The following is a 15739-nucleotide window of genomic DNA, read 5'->3' as shown; positions in this document are numbered from 1 at the left end:
GCAATGAATAGATTTTTCCTATAATAATAGCGAACAGAGCATATCTGTTCGCTACTAAACTTATCTATTGTTTTCTATTATCAATATTTTGAGATCATCCATTACCGATTTAGTTTAAAGTTCTCTACCAGCTCTTGTAATTCTTCTGCAAGCTTTGCCATTTCAATAGATGAGCTTGCAATCTCATTCGTTGATGCTAGCTGCTCTTGCACAGAAGCTGACACTTCTTGTGTTTTAGAAGCGGTATCTGTAGAAATGTTATTAATTTCATTCATGTTCGTTGTTATGTGTTCCATAGATGCTCTCATTTGCTCTGTAGCAGAAGATACTTCTTCTAGTTGTTTTGTCACATTTCGAACAGAACCACGTATATCTGTAAATGTTTGCTCTACTGACCTTATAGCTTCAATACCTTCTGCTGATGTTTCAGAAGTTGCAATCATGGAAGTTACTGTTTCTGCTGTTTCCACTTGAATGCTTTTAATGAGGTTGGAAATCTGTTGAGAAGATTGTTTGGACTGCTCTGCCAGTTTCCTTACCTCATCCGCAACAACAGCGAAGCCTCTTCCATGTTCTCCCGCTCTTGCAGCTTCAATGGCAGCATTGAGTGCTAATAAGTTGGTTTGGTCCGCAATTTGGGTGATTACTCCAACAATTTGTCCAATTTCTTGTGTTCGTTCTCCTAAATTCTCCATTTTTACGGCAACATCTTGAATTGCTTGATTCATTGCTTCAATTTCAGAAATAGATGATTTGATATGTAACGCACCTGAATTTGCTTTATCTGTTGTATCTGATGCAGCATCTGTAACATTTTGGGCACTTTGTGAGATAAGCGTTACACCTGTCGTTACTTCTTGAACCATCCCTGAGCTTGTAGAGGCATTTTGCGCCTGCGTTTCTGCTCCAAGCGCAACCGTTTGTATTGCTGCCGCAACTTGCTTACTAATTTCCGCTGACTGTTCCGATGTAGCAGAAAATTCCTCTGCAGAAGATGCCACTTTTTCCGAAGTTACTTGTATTTGTTCTACCATGTTTCTAAGGTTTGCAACCATAATCTGAAACGAGCTAGCTAGTTCTCCAACCTCATCCTTATTCGTAACTTTGATATCCGTTGTTGTTAAATCACCACCTGCAATATTTTTTGCAGCTGTAGAGAGAAGCTTGATAGGCTTAACAAAGGATCTTACAAATAGCACAACAGCAATACTAGTGATTACTAAACTTGCAACAATGACTAGAAGAATTCCATTAGCTAATTCCTTTATACTAGAAGTATATTGCTCTACCGGCATATAGGTTATGACGTAAAAACCAAAATCTTCATTTTTCTCAAAGGCTACAATATTCTCTACGCCATTTAACATAATGAATCCATTGCCTATACTTTCTTCTCCCATTTTTTCAAAAAAAGGTAGTAGATTCTCTTCCTCACTAAAGTTAAGATTCAGAGTAAATTCCTCTTCCTTAGAGGCAATAGTTAATCCACTTGGATCTATAATCATTGTGTGTATAGAATCATCGTCATTTCCTGTTACTAACTGCTCTGTTAATTTATTCACATCCAATGCAATGACGTAAACAGAGATTACTTCCCCTGCATTATTAAGAATAGAATCGGAAACAGCAATTACTGGCCTTCCAGTTATGGGAGAATACATATAATCACTTGCAGCAACTCCTGGATTCTCTAGCTGCTCATAATAATAAGCCTCATTCTCCCGATCAAAAACGTGTCCTACGGATGCTCCACCTACACCATCAACAAAGGCGCTTCCATCAAAAGAATAGAATACATTTTCATATAATCCATCTGCATTAGTCATTTTCTCTTCTAATCTATTTCTTATTCTAGTAAGCTCGCTTTGATCCACTTCATTTGTGTCTTCTAGATTGATAAAAAAGTTACGAACATAAAGATCCTCAACAACGGAATCAGCCAATGCGAATTGTGAAGCAAAAACAAGGTCAACTTGACTATTCTTCTCATTGGTAACATGTGATAGTGAGTTTATGACCTCTTCTTCTAATGCCTCAGAAGATTGATGGGTAGTATAAAACAAATTAACCAGCATAGGAACTACGATACATAGTAATGTGATGAATGTTATTTTCGTAAATAAACTATTTCTTATTGATATCTTCTTCATTTGTTCTTTTCTCCTTTTATAGTGATTTAATCACTTTTGTTGCGTTTCTTGTGGGGGCTACTTCATTTTTTTCCTAACAACTTAGATAGAAAAGCGGTTTACAACGAACATCTAGCTATATGCGTACTAAAACATGATAGCTTGTCGTTTTCGTAGACTTTCTCCCTTTAGTAAACTTCCTTATTTCAAAAGTATAAAAAACCCACCTCAAAAAAAGGTGGATGGGTATCCTCGCTTTTTTTGCAACCCGGCCATCGTAGCTTACACTAGTTATCAGTAGTCATTCCTTGATAACTAAATACGCCTTAGATCCGTGGCTTTGCGTCCTTACCTTTCGAGTAAGTATGCCTTTTTCAAAATAGGTATTTTGTCCTGGATCTAAATATACATTCGACAAAAAGAAATATCAATTTATATGCTTGGATGATAATAGATAAGACAGATGTTTATAAACAGAGAATGATGGAAAGACAGTAGAAAAAAAGAGAACAAGGTCAATTTGCACCCCTGCTCTCCTTTTCTTCATCTAAAGTAACAAAACAACTGTAGCATTATTATTCCTTAGTGTGTACACTTTCAAGTCACGAGCGCTTGCTACTCCCACACCATATTCAAAATATTCGAAACTCAAATTCTTCATTTGCCATCTTTATCTTATCTTCATGCTTCACTTTCATTCTTTCCATTGGCTGAAGCCTTACTCCATTGACATATGTGCCATTACGGGAATTGTTATCCTTAATAAAATAAACACCATCTGAAGAAAGGATTTTTGCATGCACTCGTCCTATCACTTTACTGGAGAGCGTGTAATCCGTATTGTTTGAGTCTCTTCCAATCGTAAACGTGCTTTTTGTAAGTATAATTTTTTCATTGGTAGAGAGGAGCAGAAGATGAGGTTTGTAAGCAACATCGTCCAGTGTCGTCGTTCCTTCTACCTCCTCCATTTCCAATGTACCAAGAACAGTAGTTCCTTTTGTATCCTCTGGCCCATCTTCTCCATCACTTCTCTGTAAAAAGAAGGAGGTAGATTGAACACTCTCGTTATGAGCCGAAAGGAGGTCTGAAGGAGTACTCGTTTTGCCTTCCTTCTTATCTTGTATCCTAGAGGAATAGGCATCTATGGAGTTATTAGTAGGACTATAAAAGTGTGCATTCCCCCCCATATCCAATACCGGAGAAATACTCCCAGTGGCTTCCTCTATACCACCCATTTCCATTAATTTTTCTTTTAAAGCAGATATATCACTTGTATCTGACTGAATCAAATAATTATGTAACTTGACGAAAAAGACAAGGTCATCCGTTTCTTCAAAGGGAAATTTCGAAAGTATCTTTCGGAAAAACTGCAACAGTGTGGTGGTTTCCAAGTCACTTGGTTGAAATGGTACATAAATAAAATACGGTTGATTATATTGGTCTAGATAAATATATCGCTCGTGTAAAACAAGCTTATTTAAGTCAACCTCATTCTCTTGAAAGTTTGTTATAAGCTTCAAAATAGGTAAGAAAGAGGTGACGATTTTCTCCTTCGTCAATCCTTCACCGAAATGTTTCTCAAGCGTAATCATATTCTCTAAATGATAACTAAACTCCCATCCGTTAGCTTGTTCAGCCAAAGCGAAGGGAACAAGTCCAGAAACACCTTCATCATGTGTGCTTAAAGACTCTAATTCTTCCCTTCGCAAAACTTCGCTTCTATTTAGCAATTTCACTAATTGTCCATCATTATTAGATGAGAAATCCAACCATTTAATCATGTTACCGACCCCTAAAATAATTAATCTATATATTTACATTTTAAGAGAATTAGCCTTATTAACTAAGTCTCTTTCATTCCGCTCCAGTAAAGCTGCCATGTTATTTAAATAGTTTATATTCAATTGTACTCTTCTATCCGAAGACATTACTAGATTGGACGTCATCCAAAGAACCCGATTTAAACCGAACACATCATTCACGTCTCCACGTAGCATATTCACTCCATGATTCAATTGATTAATCCTTTTTCTTATCGTTTGTAATCTAGCACTATAATAGGCGGTTCTTGGTAGGTTAACTTTCATATACGGCTCGATAGATATTCCTGGTCCGCTAAATATCCCCGAAACTACATCTTTCATCTTTCTAGCGCTAGACATCATATTATTAAAAAAGGATTTTGTACCATCAATGAGCTTTTTGGAAAATTGCCCAACTTTTTTTAGCCCACTAATATACGAATCTATTGTTCGTTTTGCTTCTTCCATTAACCCTTTTATTGTTGTTTCAACTATAACAAGTGCACCATTTACAATCGTATAAGTAAGGCTACCAACTAAATTCTTAAAGTTTTCCCCTGCTTGTTTCAAATCTCCTGTTATTATTGCACCGAGAGTTTCCATGCCTTTCATAGCTGTTTCCACAATAGGGTTAGCGATCCTTCTGGTTGGTGATGGCCCTTCTATCCACTCAGAAAATTCCCCACTCTCTTTAAATGTAACACTCACTAAACTATGAGGATAAATTGGATTGATATGATCCACCCAACTGTTTTTGCTTATCGTTACTGTCTTATCAACATAGGGAGCAAAGCCAAGAGCGGAGACAAAATCTCCCGTGTGTACAATAAACGTGTAATTGTCACTCATTAAGCTCTGTCGTTGCTCATTCGTTAAGTTTATCCAGTGAATCGGCTGCCCATTGACAACGTAGGCTTGCAAGGTGGGATCTTCAAGGTGATTGGTATAAACATGTGTTACTAGATTTCCCCCTTTAGAGTGCCCTAATAAAAGCTTCTCCCCATCAGCATGTGCCACATGTTTTTCATAAAAAGCATTTGCTTCCACCTGCTGCTGAATTTCTTTCCCAAACCCTGCTTCCACATTTGAATACCAATCTGTCCGCAAATGGTCCTTATCTGTAAGGTCTTCACTACCTCGATATAAAGCCGCTGCATTTCCATTTGCATCTTCAAAAGCATATCCAACAAATCCTGACGTTGATGCACCACTACTGTTATTTCCACTATTTGGATTATTGTTTTGGTAGCCTACTAATCTAATTTCTTGTAGGTTTGTACTGTTTTTCAGTATTTCTTCAATTTCTTTAATTTCTAACAAAACACCATCATCTTCTTCATCAGTATAATAGCGCCTTGCATCAGTAATAAATTGTTGAAGAGTTAACGACTTAACCCCCTGCCCCACATTCCTCATTGGATCAATATTGATATAAGACAGCCTTAGCAGTAAATAATGCTCTTCATCTGTTAAACTATTTAAAGGCATCGGCTATCTCTCCTCCATGCTTTCATACCAATCTGCCACAGCATCTTCATTATTGATCATATCTTTGAATCTTTCATCTATACTTATAATCCCATATACTTTCGCATTCAGATTATCCCATCCTATATTGTTAACAAAGGTCGTTCTTAAAAAATCAGAAATATCTTCAGATTCATCTACAAATCCAATGGACACCATGAATACTTCCGTACCAACCCCATCCATTAGCTTGTATAGATTATAAATTCCTTCGCTATAAATACTTACGTCAGGTTCATTTGATACTTTTATACTTACGATAAGTACCACTGCCAAGTCCTGGTTTGATTGAATAAATTCCTCTGCCTGTAAATCATTCATGGACTCGTCAAAGGTATTACCTGCGGAACGAAGAAGAATACGATATTCTGCCCCTTCAGGCAAATTCTTTTTAATATCCGCAGCTAATTTAACTTCTAACTCTTTTCCCCAGCGGGCTAATAAATAGGAATCATTGAAAGTTCCCTTCTCTCCAGTACGTTCGCGCATGGTAAAAACAACATCCTCTTCTCCCTTTACGTGAGCTGTCGCACTAATACCTTTTGACCCCGTAGAATAAAATAAGCCGCCTTTTTCATAGTGTTCAATGACAAATTCCTTATTATATTTTCCTTCCAGATCGTCTAACAGCTTTTTCTCTACATTCATACAGCCTGCCCCTCCTACTATTGCTATTACGATTATCATGATTATTATCATACGTTTTTTTAGCGACAAACACGACTCCTCCTTTTTTACATTGACTATTTCCACTCTATGAAAAGGCTTATCATTCTTTTGAAATACGATTAAATGCATGGGAAGACATTTTAAGCAAAAATACTGTTGAATCTATACTGACAGGTTTGATAACATAAGATACTCTTCATCTGTCAAACTATTTAAAGGCATCAACTATCGCTCCTCCATTGTTTTGTATCTTTCCACCACATCATCTACGTTAGTAATCTTATCTATGAATATTTCATCTATGTAGATAACCCCGTACATTTTTGCATTCAGATTATCCCACCCTATATTGTTAACAAAGGCCGTTCTAAGGAAATCTGAGATATCTTCTGATTCATCGACAAAACCTATGGAAACTCGATACCCTTCTGTACCAAACCCCTGGATTAGCTTGTATAGATTATAGATTCCTTCACTATAAATACTTACATCAGGTTCATTTGGTACTTTTATACTTACGAGCAGTTCAACTGACATATCCTTGCTCGATTGAATAAATTCCTCTGCTTGAAGATCTTTCATAGATAAATCGAAGGTATCCAATGACGAATAGAGAGATAATCGATATTTCGCTTCTTCAGGCAAATTCTTTTCAATTTCGTCAGCTAATTTAACCTCTAACTCTTTTCCCCAACGAGCTAATAAATAGGAATCATTGAAAGTGTCTCTCACTAGTTCGTTCACGCATGGTAAAAACAACATCCTCTTCTCCCTTTACGTGAGCTGTCGCACTAATTCCTTTTGGTCTTGACGAATAAAATAAGCCACCTTTATCATAGTGTTCAATGACAAACTCCTTATCGTATTTTGATTCCAAATCAGCTAACAGCTTTTTCTCTACATTCATACAGCCCGTTCCAATTACTATTGTTATTCCGATTATCAAGCTGATTATCATACGCTTTTTTAGATGCAAAACACGACTCCTCCTTTTTGACATTGACTATTTCCCCCACTTATCTCTCCTCCATGGTTTTGTACCTCTCCACTACAGCGTCACTATTAGTGATACTATCTTTGAATCTTTCATCAATGTAGGCTACCCCATACATTTTCGCATTTAGATTATCCCAACCTATATTGTTAACAAAGGCCGTTTTTAAGAAGTTAGAAATATCTTCTGACTCATCTAGAAATCCTACAGACACTCTGTACCTTTCCGTACCAAGCCCTTGTATTAACTTGTATAAGTTATAAATCCCTTCACTATAAGCCTCTACATCAGGTTCATTTAATACTTTTATACTTACGAGGAGTACCACTGCCATGTCCTGGTTCGATTGAATAAATTCCTCTGCCTGAAGATCATTCATGGACTCGTCGAAGGTATCCGCTGCAGAACGTAGAAAAACTCGATACTCCGCTCCTTCAGGCAAATTCTTTTCAATATCCTCAGCTAAGTTAACTTCTAACTCTTTTCCCCAGCGGGCTAATAAATAGGAATCATTGAAAGTGCCTTTCTCTCTAGTTCGTTCACGGATGGTAAAAACAACATCTTCTTCTCCCTTTATGTGAGCTGTCGCAGTAATTCCTTTTGGTATTGATGAATAAAATAAGCCACCTTTATCATAGTGTTCAATGACAAACTCCTTATCGTATTTTGATTCCAAATCAGCTAACAGCTTTTTCTCTACATTCATACAGCCCGTTCCAATTACTATTGCTATTACGATTATCAAGCTGATTAGCAAACGCTTTTTTAGCTGCAAAACACGACTCCCCCTTTTCGCCATTGACTTCATTCCATTAAAATATTCACAGTTATATAATTCGTATAAATGTATGTATAATGACCATATTTTTTAAAGGCGGGCAATTAGCCATAACAGCCAATTGCCCGTTGAATCTCCATGCAAAAAGAAAACTGCATGGGTGCTACAAAATGTTGTTGGTTAGAATGTATAAAGGCAGACACTTTTGCTAACAAGGTAAGCCTCGCTCACAAAATTCATACTCACCGTGGGGTCTTCTACTATTCCTTATCCCGCATGAGTCTTTGCCACTCACTTCACCAAGCAACATGAAAGGTAATACTACTTAAATGCATTCGCGTTATTATTAATTGCCGTTTCCGCAGCGTTATAGTTTGTTACGGTATTATCTAAGAATTTAGCATAGCTGTCTACTACTTGACGATACTCTTCAAATCGCGGACTTAATGCATTAAAGTTACCACGAATCGTATTGGAGGCATCGCTTTGCCACGTTTGCGATAAGGCATTCATTTCCTTTTTGATTTCTTCCAAATTGGCAGACAATGAAGCATTTAACGTTCGAATCTGCGATGCTGTCTTACTAACTTCTCCTAACGATATTTTAATTCCTTCTACAGCCATTTTTTCCCCTCCTTTAAGTAAAAAGTATGGATTCAACTAGTTTGTTAATCGCTTAGCTTGGTTGGCTATTTCACTTTGCGTTTCTCTGTACGGATTGGTGCGGATTATTTAATGAAAGGAGACGTCCATTAAAGATGATTTTCAACCCCATAACATAAAGAACATCACCAATATTCAACTTTGCTTCCGTTACCTTCTCTCCGTTCACATACGTGCCATTGGAGCTACCATTATCTTTCACCACCGCATTCCCTTCTGTATCGTAAACGATCCGGCAATGAAGATTCGACACTAATTGATTCCTAAAGCAAATCTGAGCTTGTTGTGATCTGCCAATATTTATTTCACTTGCAGTGACCTGGTGTCTTGTAAATTCATTTCTTCCATCTGTCGGCGGTTCCACATATAATAAAGCAACTGGCCCCTTTTCCCTAAAAATGGTATACGTTTGGAAGGGAACTATTTGAAGTTTCCTAACACGCTGTTGATGAGTATCCTTCAAATATGCTTGTTTATTCGACTTTAAATACCAGTTGCCGTTTTCCCCTTCTACGGCCATAATTTCCTGATCATAGGAAGAAAGTATGTATTGACCTGTCACCCTATGGGGTAAAACGGTAGTAACTGCTTTTCCCTTATCAAATAGTGTTAAAATCATGACGACTTCCTCCTACATCCTCATATGTAACTTCCTTACTCCATTTTGTCGACGCTAGTCTTCTCCATAACTTCTTCTAACGTTATACCGATTTTTACATAAATATAAGGAAAGTCCTCATCTCCAGAAAGAACATGAAAAATGGGGGTAATTTGCTTTAATTTATTCTCTTCCATATAATCAATCAATACCCTGTAGGCAACCTCTGTTTTTGCCTCAAAGTCATTAAATAAACAAAGGGAAACCATGTCTTCTATACTAAAGTAACTATGAAAATAGTAATCATCTGTTAAAGCGATATCGTCTTCTTTAATGGGCATGAATAGTTCAATATGCAAAATTTCATCCATTGGTACATTACTTAACGAGTAGAATAATGGTCCTTTCAATGTTGCTTCCTGCTCAACAATTTGTGTTACGAAATCTTTAATCACATCTTCCATAGCGGTATAATGAATTTGATACTTCCTTGAAACCACATTCGTATACCGTATGGAATCTAAGGGGTTTACAACATTCATTCTCCGCCCCCCTCTTCGACTGGAACAAAAACATCAATGACTCCATCGCCATACACATCTAAATAAACATGATAAAAAGAATCTATTAAAGTGAGATGATAAGCATCTGCACATTCTAGGAGAATATTGTAAGATTCGTCTAAATCTTCATCTAAATCCGCATGTCTTACTAGTAATGTATCTGTAAACTCCCACAACCCCATAAAGGCAAACTGCTCATTCTCTTTCAATTCTACGGGGTGATTTACAGGAATATAAAAGAAGAAATCTGCTTCGTTCGTTCTTTCATCATAGTTACTCATTTTATAAACGACCGGACCTGTCGCATATAAGCCATTTTTAATAATGGCATTTCTTATTTCTTTCGCTGCATCTCCCATTCATTTACATGAACTCTTTTTTGAGTGCTTAGCACGTTATTTAAAACTAGTGGACCTCGTTTTATCTTCATATATTCACCACCTATTGGACTATATTTCTTGTCTTCGATCATGAATACCAACTTTACCTATTGCAAGGTCAAAGTTTTTCTTTATTTCGATAGCATCTTTAAACCGTTTTTCGCTTTCTTGCGAACATGAGCATTAGTCGTGCAAATCCTATCAAAATTATGGAGACCACTCCTCCAAGGAATAGATAAACGAACACATCATCCATAACATTTTCCACAACAATTGCTCCTTGCATAGCATTTCTTAAATAAAGTAAACAAAAGATAACGAAGAAAAGCAGCGTTCCTTGGAGCCAAACAATAAATAGAGCTAGAAATGGTGCTCTTTCTCCTCCTATTAATTCTGCCCTAGAGCGCAAAACTGTGAAAGGCTTGGTCACCCAATATGTCAATGGATAACTATCCTTAGTTCGCACTTTCTTCGTCTCCCTATGTCTTTTTGATTGATTGATTTTTTCCTCTGGAACAATAAAGGAGGAGAAACGAAATTTACAATATGTAACAAGCAAAAATTCTGGCCAAGCCATTGCTATACCATATTGAATAAGTATCATCGCTAGTAAAAATAGTAGTACTTGAGCAACCTCTCCAATAGCTGTTTCAACGTTTGCTCTAGCTAACATCGCCCCTAATACGGAAAAAGCAAAAATGATTGGTAAACTAACATATCCTTTAGAATGTTGAAATTGGTATAAGCCTTCCCCACCGCTTCTTAAATGGCCTTGCTTTACTCTTTTCACAGCTCTTATTGTGGAAAAGAGGAGGTATATTAATCCACCAGCTATAATGACAAGGACTCCTGTATCTAACATGGAAGGCAATCCTCTATCTTCTCTTATGAGGTAAAAAATCTGGTAAAACTCAAGGGACAATTTTAGGGATAGAATAGAAACAAATATCATTTGTATTCTTTGAAATTTGAACATTATTTTACGTATGGAAAAGAGCAACGTTCCTATAGCTTGAATAGCCAGTAAAACATAATTAGTTGTAATAACTGTTTCCCAATAAGAAGCATTAATGTATATGCTATAGTTAAATGCAAAGCTCGTAATTGCTGTAACAGCACTGCTAGCGAATAGAACACCCCATAAGAAAATATAAATACTCCCAGGATAAAGCCGCTCGTACGCTACATCTTTTAACTTTGCGACTTGTTCTTCTTGTAATCTATGAAACATTTCTTGCCTCCAATTAAAATTCTCTTATTCTCTTTTCACTTCAAGGTCTATATCCTTACTATAAGTGACTAGGAGTCTATTCATCGAATAGCTTTCATCTTAGTCACAAAGGTAAAAAAGATCCTTAGGATTAATACAGTAATGAATGAAAAAACACTTCCAACAACCAAGTAGGAAATCATATCCTCCACGAGAGTCACTTCAATGACACCTCGTGCAGCATTTCTTAAGTAAAGGAGTAAGAGAATGAGAAAAAAGACGGTGCTACCTTGAATCCATACAATAACCAATGCAGTAAACGGTGCTTTTTCTCCCCTTAATAAACCTGCTCTACTTTTAATTACGGAAATAGGTTTCAACACCCAGAAGGATAATGGCTCCGTTTCCTTTTTTTTCTTTCTATGCCCCCTATGACTTTTTGATTCTTCTTGAACTATAAAACTAGAAAAGCGAAATTTACAATAACTGATAAGTAGAAATTCTGGCCAAACCATCGCAATTATATATTGAATCACAATGGCCAATAGCAAGAACATAAGCACCTCAAATAGCTGTCCTGTTGCTGTTTCAAAATGGATTCTACCAAAGATCCCCCCAAAAACAGAGGCAGTAAATATAATTGGTAAACTGACGTACCCCTTTGATTGCTGAAAATGATATAGCCCCTTTCCACCTAATGTAAAGTGACCTTTCCGTACTCTTGCTAGAGCCCTTATAATAGATAACACCAAAATCACAATTCCTCCAAGGATTGCAAACAAGCCCCATTGATCCATGTTTTCGGGTAAATTACGATCCGCCCTTAAAAGAAAAAAACCAAGATAAAATTCTAATGAAACTTTTAGAGATACAATACAAACGAAAAGTATTTGTATCCGTTGAAAGGAATACGCTATCTTCGGAAGACTAAATAGGAGCGTACAAATAAATTGTATTATCAGCAGTATTCTGCTTACTGTAAGAACATCTTCCCAAATTGGAGAAGAGACATTATCGCTACCACTTCCAAGAAACGTAAAGGCAAAGATAACGCTACTTATTACAAGTGCCCCCCATAAAAAAACAATGATGTTACCAGGATGTGTCCGGTCATAGGCTACATCTTTTAGCTGCTCAAAACTATCTTCTTTTAGATCTCTAAACATCCAATCCACCTACCAAAATATTTTTTTCAAATTATTACCTATACTATTTGTTACCGAGCTTACTCCACTTGCAATACCATCAACTGCCTTGTTTGCTATATCTTTTGTAAAACCTATGACACTATTATTGAGAGGTGGTCCAAATTCTACATTAGCAAGTGCATTTATCCCTAAACCTACACCAGCACCTACCACAGTCCCTGCAGGAGGTAAGAACAAAGATCCAACTGCAGCCCCTGCGGCCATGGAACCAGCTGCACTTCCAACGTCAATAACTGTATCTACCACAAATTCAGACGACTTAATACCGTGTTGTCGGGCATTATCATAGACAATCATTCCAGTTCCGAATATTCCAAGTGCCTTTCCGCTCTTTGTCAGTGTTGTTGAATTTCTCCAGTTGAAGTCATCCCACACCTTTAGCCCACTTTTAAGCGTTTGTTCCTGCAGACGAAAAAGCAACCTTCGCTTTAGTTTCCCCCAGATTTGCAACACTTCGATTGATTGCTTCGAAGTTAGTGTTTCGAAATTTATTACTTGTAGAATTGTAATAGCCATGCTCCCTCCCATATAGAAGAACTCCGTTTTTAGACTGTATATCACGCCAAAGCCCCTTGCCCCATTTAGCTGTGCCCCCTAAGCCTTCTGGCAGCATTACTCTAGTTTGACTACCTTTGTTTTTTCCTACCAGTTTTATATAATATGTCAGAACCGCTGTCATACGATATCCCTCCTTATGAAATTGTTTTATGGGAATGAACAATAATTACTTCTTCTTTTTGGATAAAAAAATCTTTATCCAATTCCTCACTGCTGTCCAGTTCATCCAACAACGTTGTTTCTTCCAACTCACTCGTTAACAATGTAGTCTCTTCCACTTCATCATCCAGTAGTACGGTCTGTTCCACCTCAAGATCTTGTTCTAATAAGGCAGTTTCTGCTATACCCGCTTCCGTTTCTAGCATTTCTGTAGTTGCTGCAGCTTGTTCTTTCCCCCTCTGCCGTTTTGGAAGCAGTCTCGATGTAGTCCATTTTCGGGTTGAAAGCCCACCTGTTTCTTTTGATTTCGATGGACTTCTACGTTTCACTGCAGAGCTGTAGCCCATAAGGTCCTTTATAACAATCCAAATTTTTAAACGGATAAACAGAAAGACAGCGAGAAGTAAAGTAATTCCAGCCCCAACCATTCCTCCGTAAAACATTATTTGATAGGCCAACACCAAGACACTCCTTTATTAATCTATCAATCTCAGATTCTTTAACCTTCTAATCAGCCGTTCTAGACCGTCATCCTCCCCTGCTCCAGGCAGTTGCCTTGCTACATGAAAATACTCCAAAACGTCTTGGTAGTCTCTGTTCCCTTCCGCTTTTGCGGCTTCCATATCAAGGAATAAATTCATCAGACGCACATAGGCCGCTGTACTCTCTGGGTACTCTTGGATAACCGCCTGAAATTGCTCTGCTGCCTGTGAATTTTCTCCCATTTGCTGATAAATAGATCCAATTCTCAGCTTTATTTCCTCCTGATTCGTTACATCAAGTTCAAGCAGTAAAAAATAATGTTCAATAGCTTGTTCAAAGTCATTTCTAGCATTTTCCTGAGCCCCAGAATTGGTTGCCCTACTGTGATATGCTTGAGCAAGTTTATGTGAGAAGTCCAATTCGAAACGATAGTGTAATTCCTCACTATCCAGCCTGTTAATAATATCTTGAGACTTCTCAATCAAGTCGATGACCTTAGTATTTGCCTCAGGTATTTGCGCCTTATATGAACTGTAGATATTAGCTAATGAATGATAGTTATCTACTTTTTTTCTTGTATTAGCCAGTCCGTCATTATAATTTTCCAACTCTATTAAATTCTCTGAAAATACTTCATAGTCGATATTCATTTGGCTCATAGTCGTAGCCAGGGTTTTGTAAAACTGAACCTCTGGGAGTACCTCTTCATCTACTTGGTGGAGAAACTTCAAAGCATTGGAATAATCATTCTTCACATCAAAATAGGTCATCCCCACTTTAAATAGAACACGACTGTTTTCATGGACCTTTCCGTATCCACTACTAATATACGACTGCATTTTTGCCAACCCTGCATCTGCTTCTCCTCTATTAATATATAGATCTAGCAGATTGATGTAGGCTTCGGGTCGTGTACTGTCCACTGTGGAGATGGCCATTTCTAATACTTCAATCGCCTGAGCTTCGTTTCCGTTAATAATGTATCGGCTAGATTCGTTGATTAACTTCATATAATCTTGGAACTGCTCTTTCTTTATTTCTGCATAACCTATGTAGGAAGTAGTTCCAAAAACGATAGATAAACTAAGTGGGAGCAAAAAATATGCAAGTTTTTTCGCCATGCTTTTCTTGTAATCCTTTGTCAGCTTAGCAACGTTCTCCATGTCGAACAAAAGCTCTTCCCAATTTGCGTATCGGTTCTCTGGTTCTGTCTGTGTACACTTTGTTATGATGTGTTCCAGACCTTCGGGCAAGGACGAGTCCCATTGCCTGATCGGGCGGATTTCGAATGGTGGTTCGGATAGACTCTTTCCCGTTACTAAGTGATATAATGTTACTCCAAGACTATAGATATCTGTCCTTGCATCTGTTTGTTTTCCCGCTAACTGTTCTGGCGCAGCATATGCTTTTGTTCCCAAATTTGTCGTATCCGTTACGCTTTCCTGTTTATATTCCCTCGCTATACCACAAAGTCAATAAGCTTAATTTTCCCCTCTGGAGTAAGCATCACATTATCTGGTTTCATGTCACGATAGATTATTGGGTTTGGTTTCCTCAAATGAAGATACGCCAATACATCTGCTAATTGTTTTCCCCAATCTATTACAGAGTCTGGGTCAAATATACCCTCTCGTTGCTGCTTTTCCTTAAGTGACTCTCCTTCTATGTAATCCATGACAACATAGATGCCATCTTTTCCTTCAATAATGTCGTAGATTTTTGGAAGCGCCCAGTGATCCAATTTCTTTAGCATATTCGCTTCCACGATTAAACTATTAATAAGTAGTTCATTATTACTATAAGCCCGCTTTCTAATATCTTTAATCACGATGGATTTATTTAAACGATTGTCCATGGCCAAATAAACAATACTCATTCCACCGCGACCAATTTCTTTAAGAACTTCATACCTTTCATCAATGATTGTTCCAATTTCAATCAAAAGTATTACACCTCCACAAGAAAGGGAGATTTCCCTGTCTTATAACTAATTAAAACATTTGTAAAATCACCTTGAG

18 protein-coding genes and 1 riboswitch are annotated in these 15739 nt (G+C 37.4%); all 18 genes read right to left on the bottom strand.

Features of this window, described 5'->3' with window-relative positions; translation table 11 throughout:
* Nucleotides 1-101: 101 nt before the first annotated feature.
* Nucleotides 102-2150, bottom strand: a complete 2049-nt coding sequence (locus tag ACERII_RS21835) for a methyl-accepting chemotaxis protein (protein WP_373645089.1) — start codon at nt 2148-2150, stop codon at nt 102-104.
* A gap of 238 nt (nt 2151-2388) precedes the next feature.
* A riboswitch (cyclic di-GMP riboswitch) is annotated at nt 2389-2509 on the bottom strand.
* A gap of 252 nt (nt 2510-2761) precedes the next feature.
* Nucleotides 2762-3910, bottom strand: a complete 1149-nt coding sequence (locus ACERII_RS21830) for a DUF6382 and FHA domain-containing protein (protein ID WP_373645088.1) — start codon at nt 3908-3910, stop codon at nt 2762-2764.
* A gap of 33 nt (nt 3911-3943) precedes the next feature.
* Nucleotides 3944-5419, bottom strand: coding sequence for an Mbeg1-like protein (locus tag ACERII_RS21825; protein WP_373645087.1), 1476 nt, complete (start codon nt 5417-5419; stop codon nt 3944-3946).
* A 3-nt stretch (nt 5420-5422) separates the two neighbouring features.
* Nucleotides 5423-6175: a hypothetical protein gene (locus tag ACERII_RS21820; protein ID WP_373645086.1), complete on the bottom strand. Its 753-nt coding sequence runs from the start codon at nt 6173-6175 to the stop codon at nt 5423-5425.
* Between the two features lie 177 nt (nt 6176-6352).
* Nucleotides 6353-6886: a hypothetical protein gene (locus tag ACERII_RS21815; protein ID WP_373645085.1), complete on the bottom strand. Its 534-nt coding sequence runs from the start codon at nt 6884-6886 to the stop codon at nt 6353-6355.
* Entirely contained in the window at nt 6840-7103 is a 264-nt protein-coding gene (locus ACERII_RS21810; protein ID WP_373645084.1) for a hypothetical protein, read from the bottom strand. The genes ACERII_RS21815 and ACERII_RS21810 overlap by 47 nt, the downstream gene beginning before the upstream one ends.
* Nucleotides 7104-7143: 40 nt before the next feature.
* Nucleotides 7144-7896, bottom strand: coding sequence for a hypothetical protein (locus ACERII_RS21805; protein WP_373645083.1), 753 nt, complete (start codon nt 7894-7896; stop codon nt 7144-7146).
* A 324-nt stretch (nt 7897-8220) separates the two neighbouring features.
* The gene (locus ACERII_RS21800; RefSeq protein ID WP_373645082.1) at nt 8221-8523 is read right to left on the bottom strand and encodes a pore-forming ESAT-6 family protein; all 303 of its coding nucleotides are present in this window, start codon (nt 8521-8523) and stop codon (nt 8221-8223) included.
* 70 nt (nt 8524-8593) lie between these two features.
* Nucleotides 8594-9181 carry an FHA domain-containing protein gene (locus ACERII_RS21795; RefSeq protein ID WP_373645081.1) on the bottom strand — a complete coding sequence of 196 codons (588 nt, stop codon included), beginning with the start codon at nt 9179-9181 and terminating at the stop codon, nt 8594-8596.
* Nucleotides 9182-9216: 35 nt separating this feature from the next.
* Complete coding sequence (locus ACERII_RS21790) at nt 9217-9702, bottom strand: DUF5085 family protein (RefSeq protein WP_373645080.1); 486 nt, start codon at nt 9700-9702, stop codon at nt 9217-9219.
* Nucleotides 9699-10082, bottom strand: coding sequence for a DUF5085 family protein (locus tag ACERII_RS21785; protein WP_373645079.1), 384 nt, complete (start codon nt 10080-10082; stop codon nt 9699-9701). The genes ACERII_RS21790 and ACERII_RS21785 overlap by 4 nt, the downstream gene beginning before the upstream one ends.
* A gap of 169 nt (nt 10083-10251) precedes the next feature.
* Nucleotides 10252-11334 carry a hypothetical protein gene (locus ACERII_RS21780; protein ID WP_373645078.1) on the bottom strand — a complete coding sequence of 361 codons (1083 nt, stop codon included), beginning with the start codon at nt 11332-11334 and terminating at the stop codon, nt 10252-10254.
* Nucleotides 11335-11414: 80 nt separating this feature from the next.
* Nucleotides 11415-12479 carry a hypothetical protein gene (locus ACERII_RS21775; RefSeq protein WP_373645077.1) on the bottom strand — a complete coding sequence of 355 codons (1065 nt, stop codon included), beginning with the start codon at nt 12477-12479 and terminating at the stop codon, nt 11415-11417.
* Nucleotides 12480-12488: 9 nt separating this feature from the next.
* Nucleotides 12489-12896, bottom strand: coding sequence for a hypothetical protein (locus ACERII_RS21770; protein WP_373645076.1), 408 nt, complete (start codon nt 12894-12896; stop codon nt 12489-12491).
* Nucleotides 12897-12909: 13 nt separating this feature from the next.
* The gene (locus tag ACERII_RS21765; protein ID WP_373645075.1) at nt 12910-13200 is read right to left on the bottom strand and encodes a hypothetical protein; all 291 of its coding nucleotides are present in this window, start codon (nt 13198-13200) and stop codon (nt 12910-12912) included.
* Nucleotides 13201-13213: 13 nt separating this feature from the next.
* Nucleotides 13214-13696, bottom strand: a complete 483-nt coding sequence (locus tag ACERII_RS21760) for a hypothetical protein (protein WP_373645074.1) — start codon at nt 13694-13696, stop codon at nt 13214-13216.
* An 18-nt stretch (nt 13697-13714) separates the two neighbouring features.
* Nucleotides 13715-15139 carry a tetratricopeptide repeat protein gene (locus ACERII_RS21755; protein ID WP_373645073.1) on the bottom strand — a complete coding sequence of 475 codons (1425 nt, stop codon included), beginning with the start codon at nt 15137-15139 and terminating at the stop codon, nt 13715-13717.
* Between the two features lie 41 nt (nt 15140-15180).
* Nucleotides 15181-15663, bottom strand: coding sequence for a serine/threonine protein kinase (locus ACERII_RS21750; RefSeq protein WP_373645072.1), 483 nt, complete (start codon nt 15661-15663; stop codon nt 15181-15183).
* Nucleotides 15664-15739 lie beyond the last annotated feature (76 nt).

Source organism: Evansella sp. AB-rgal1 (assembly GCF_041820985.1).
In the GTDB taxonomy this organism is placed as follows: Bacteria; Bacillota; Bacilli; order Bacillales; family Salisediminibacteriaceae; genus Evansella.
Note: the sequence above shows the minus strand (reverse complement) of the source record. Positions and strands in the feature narration are given on the sequence as shown.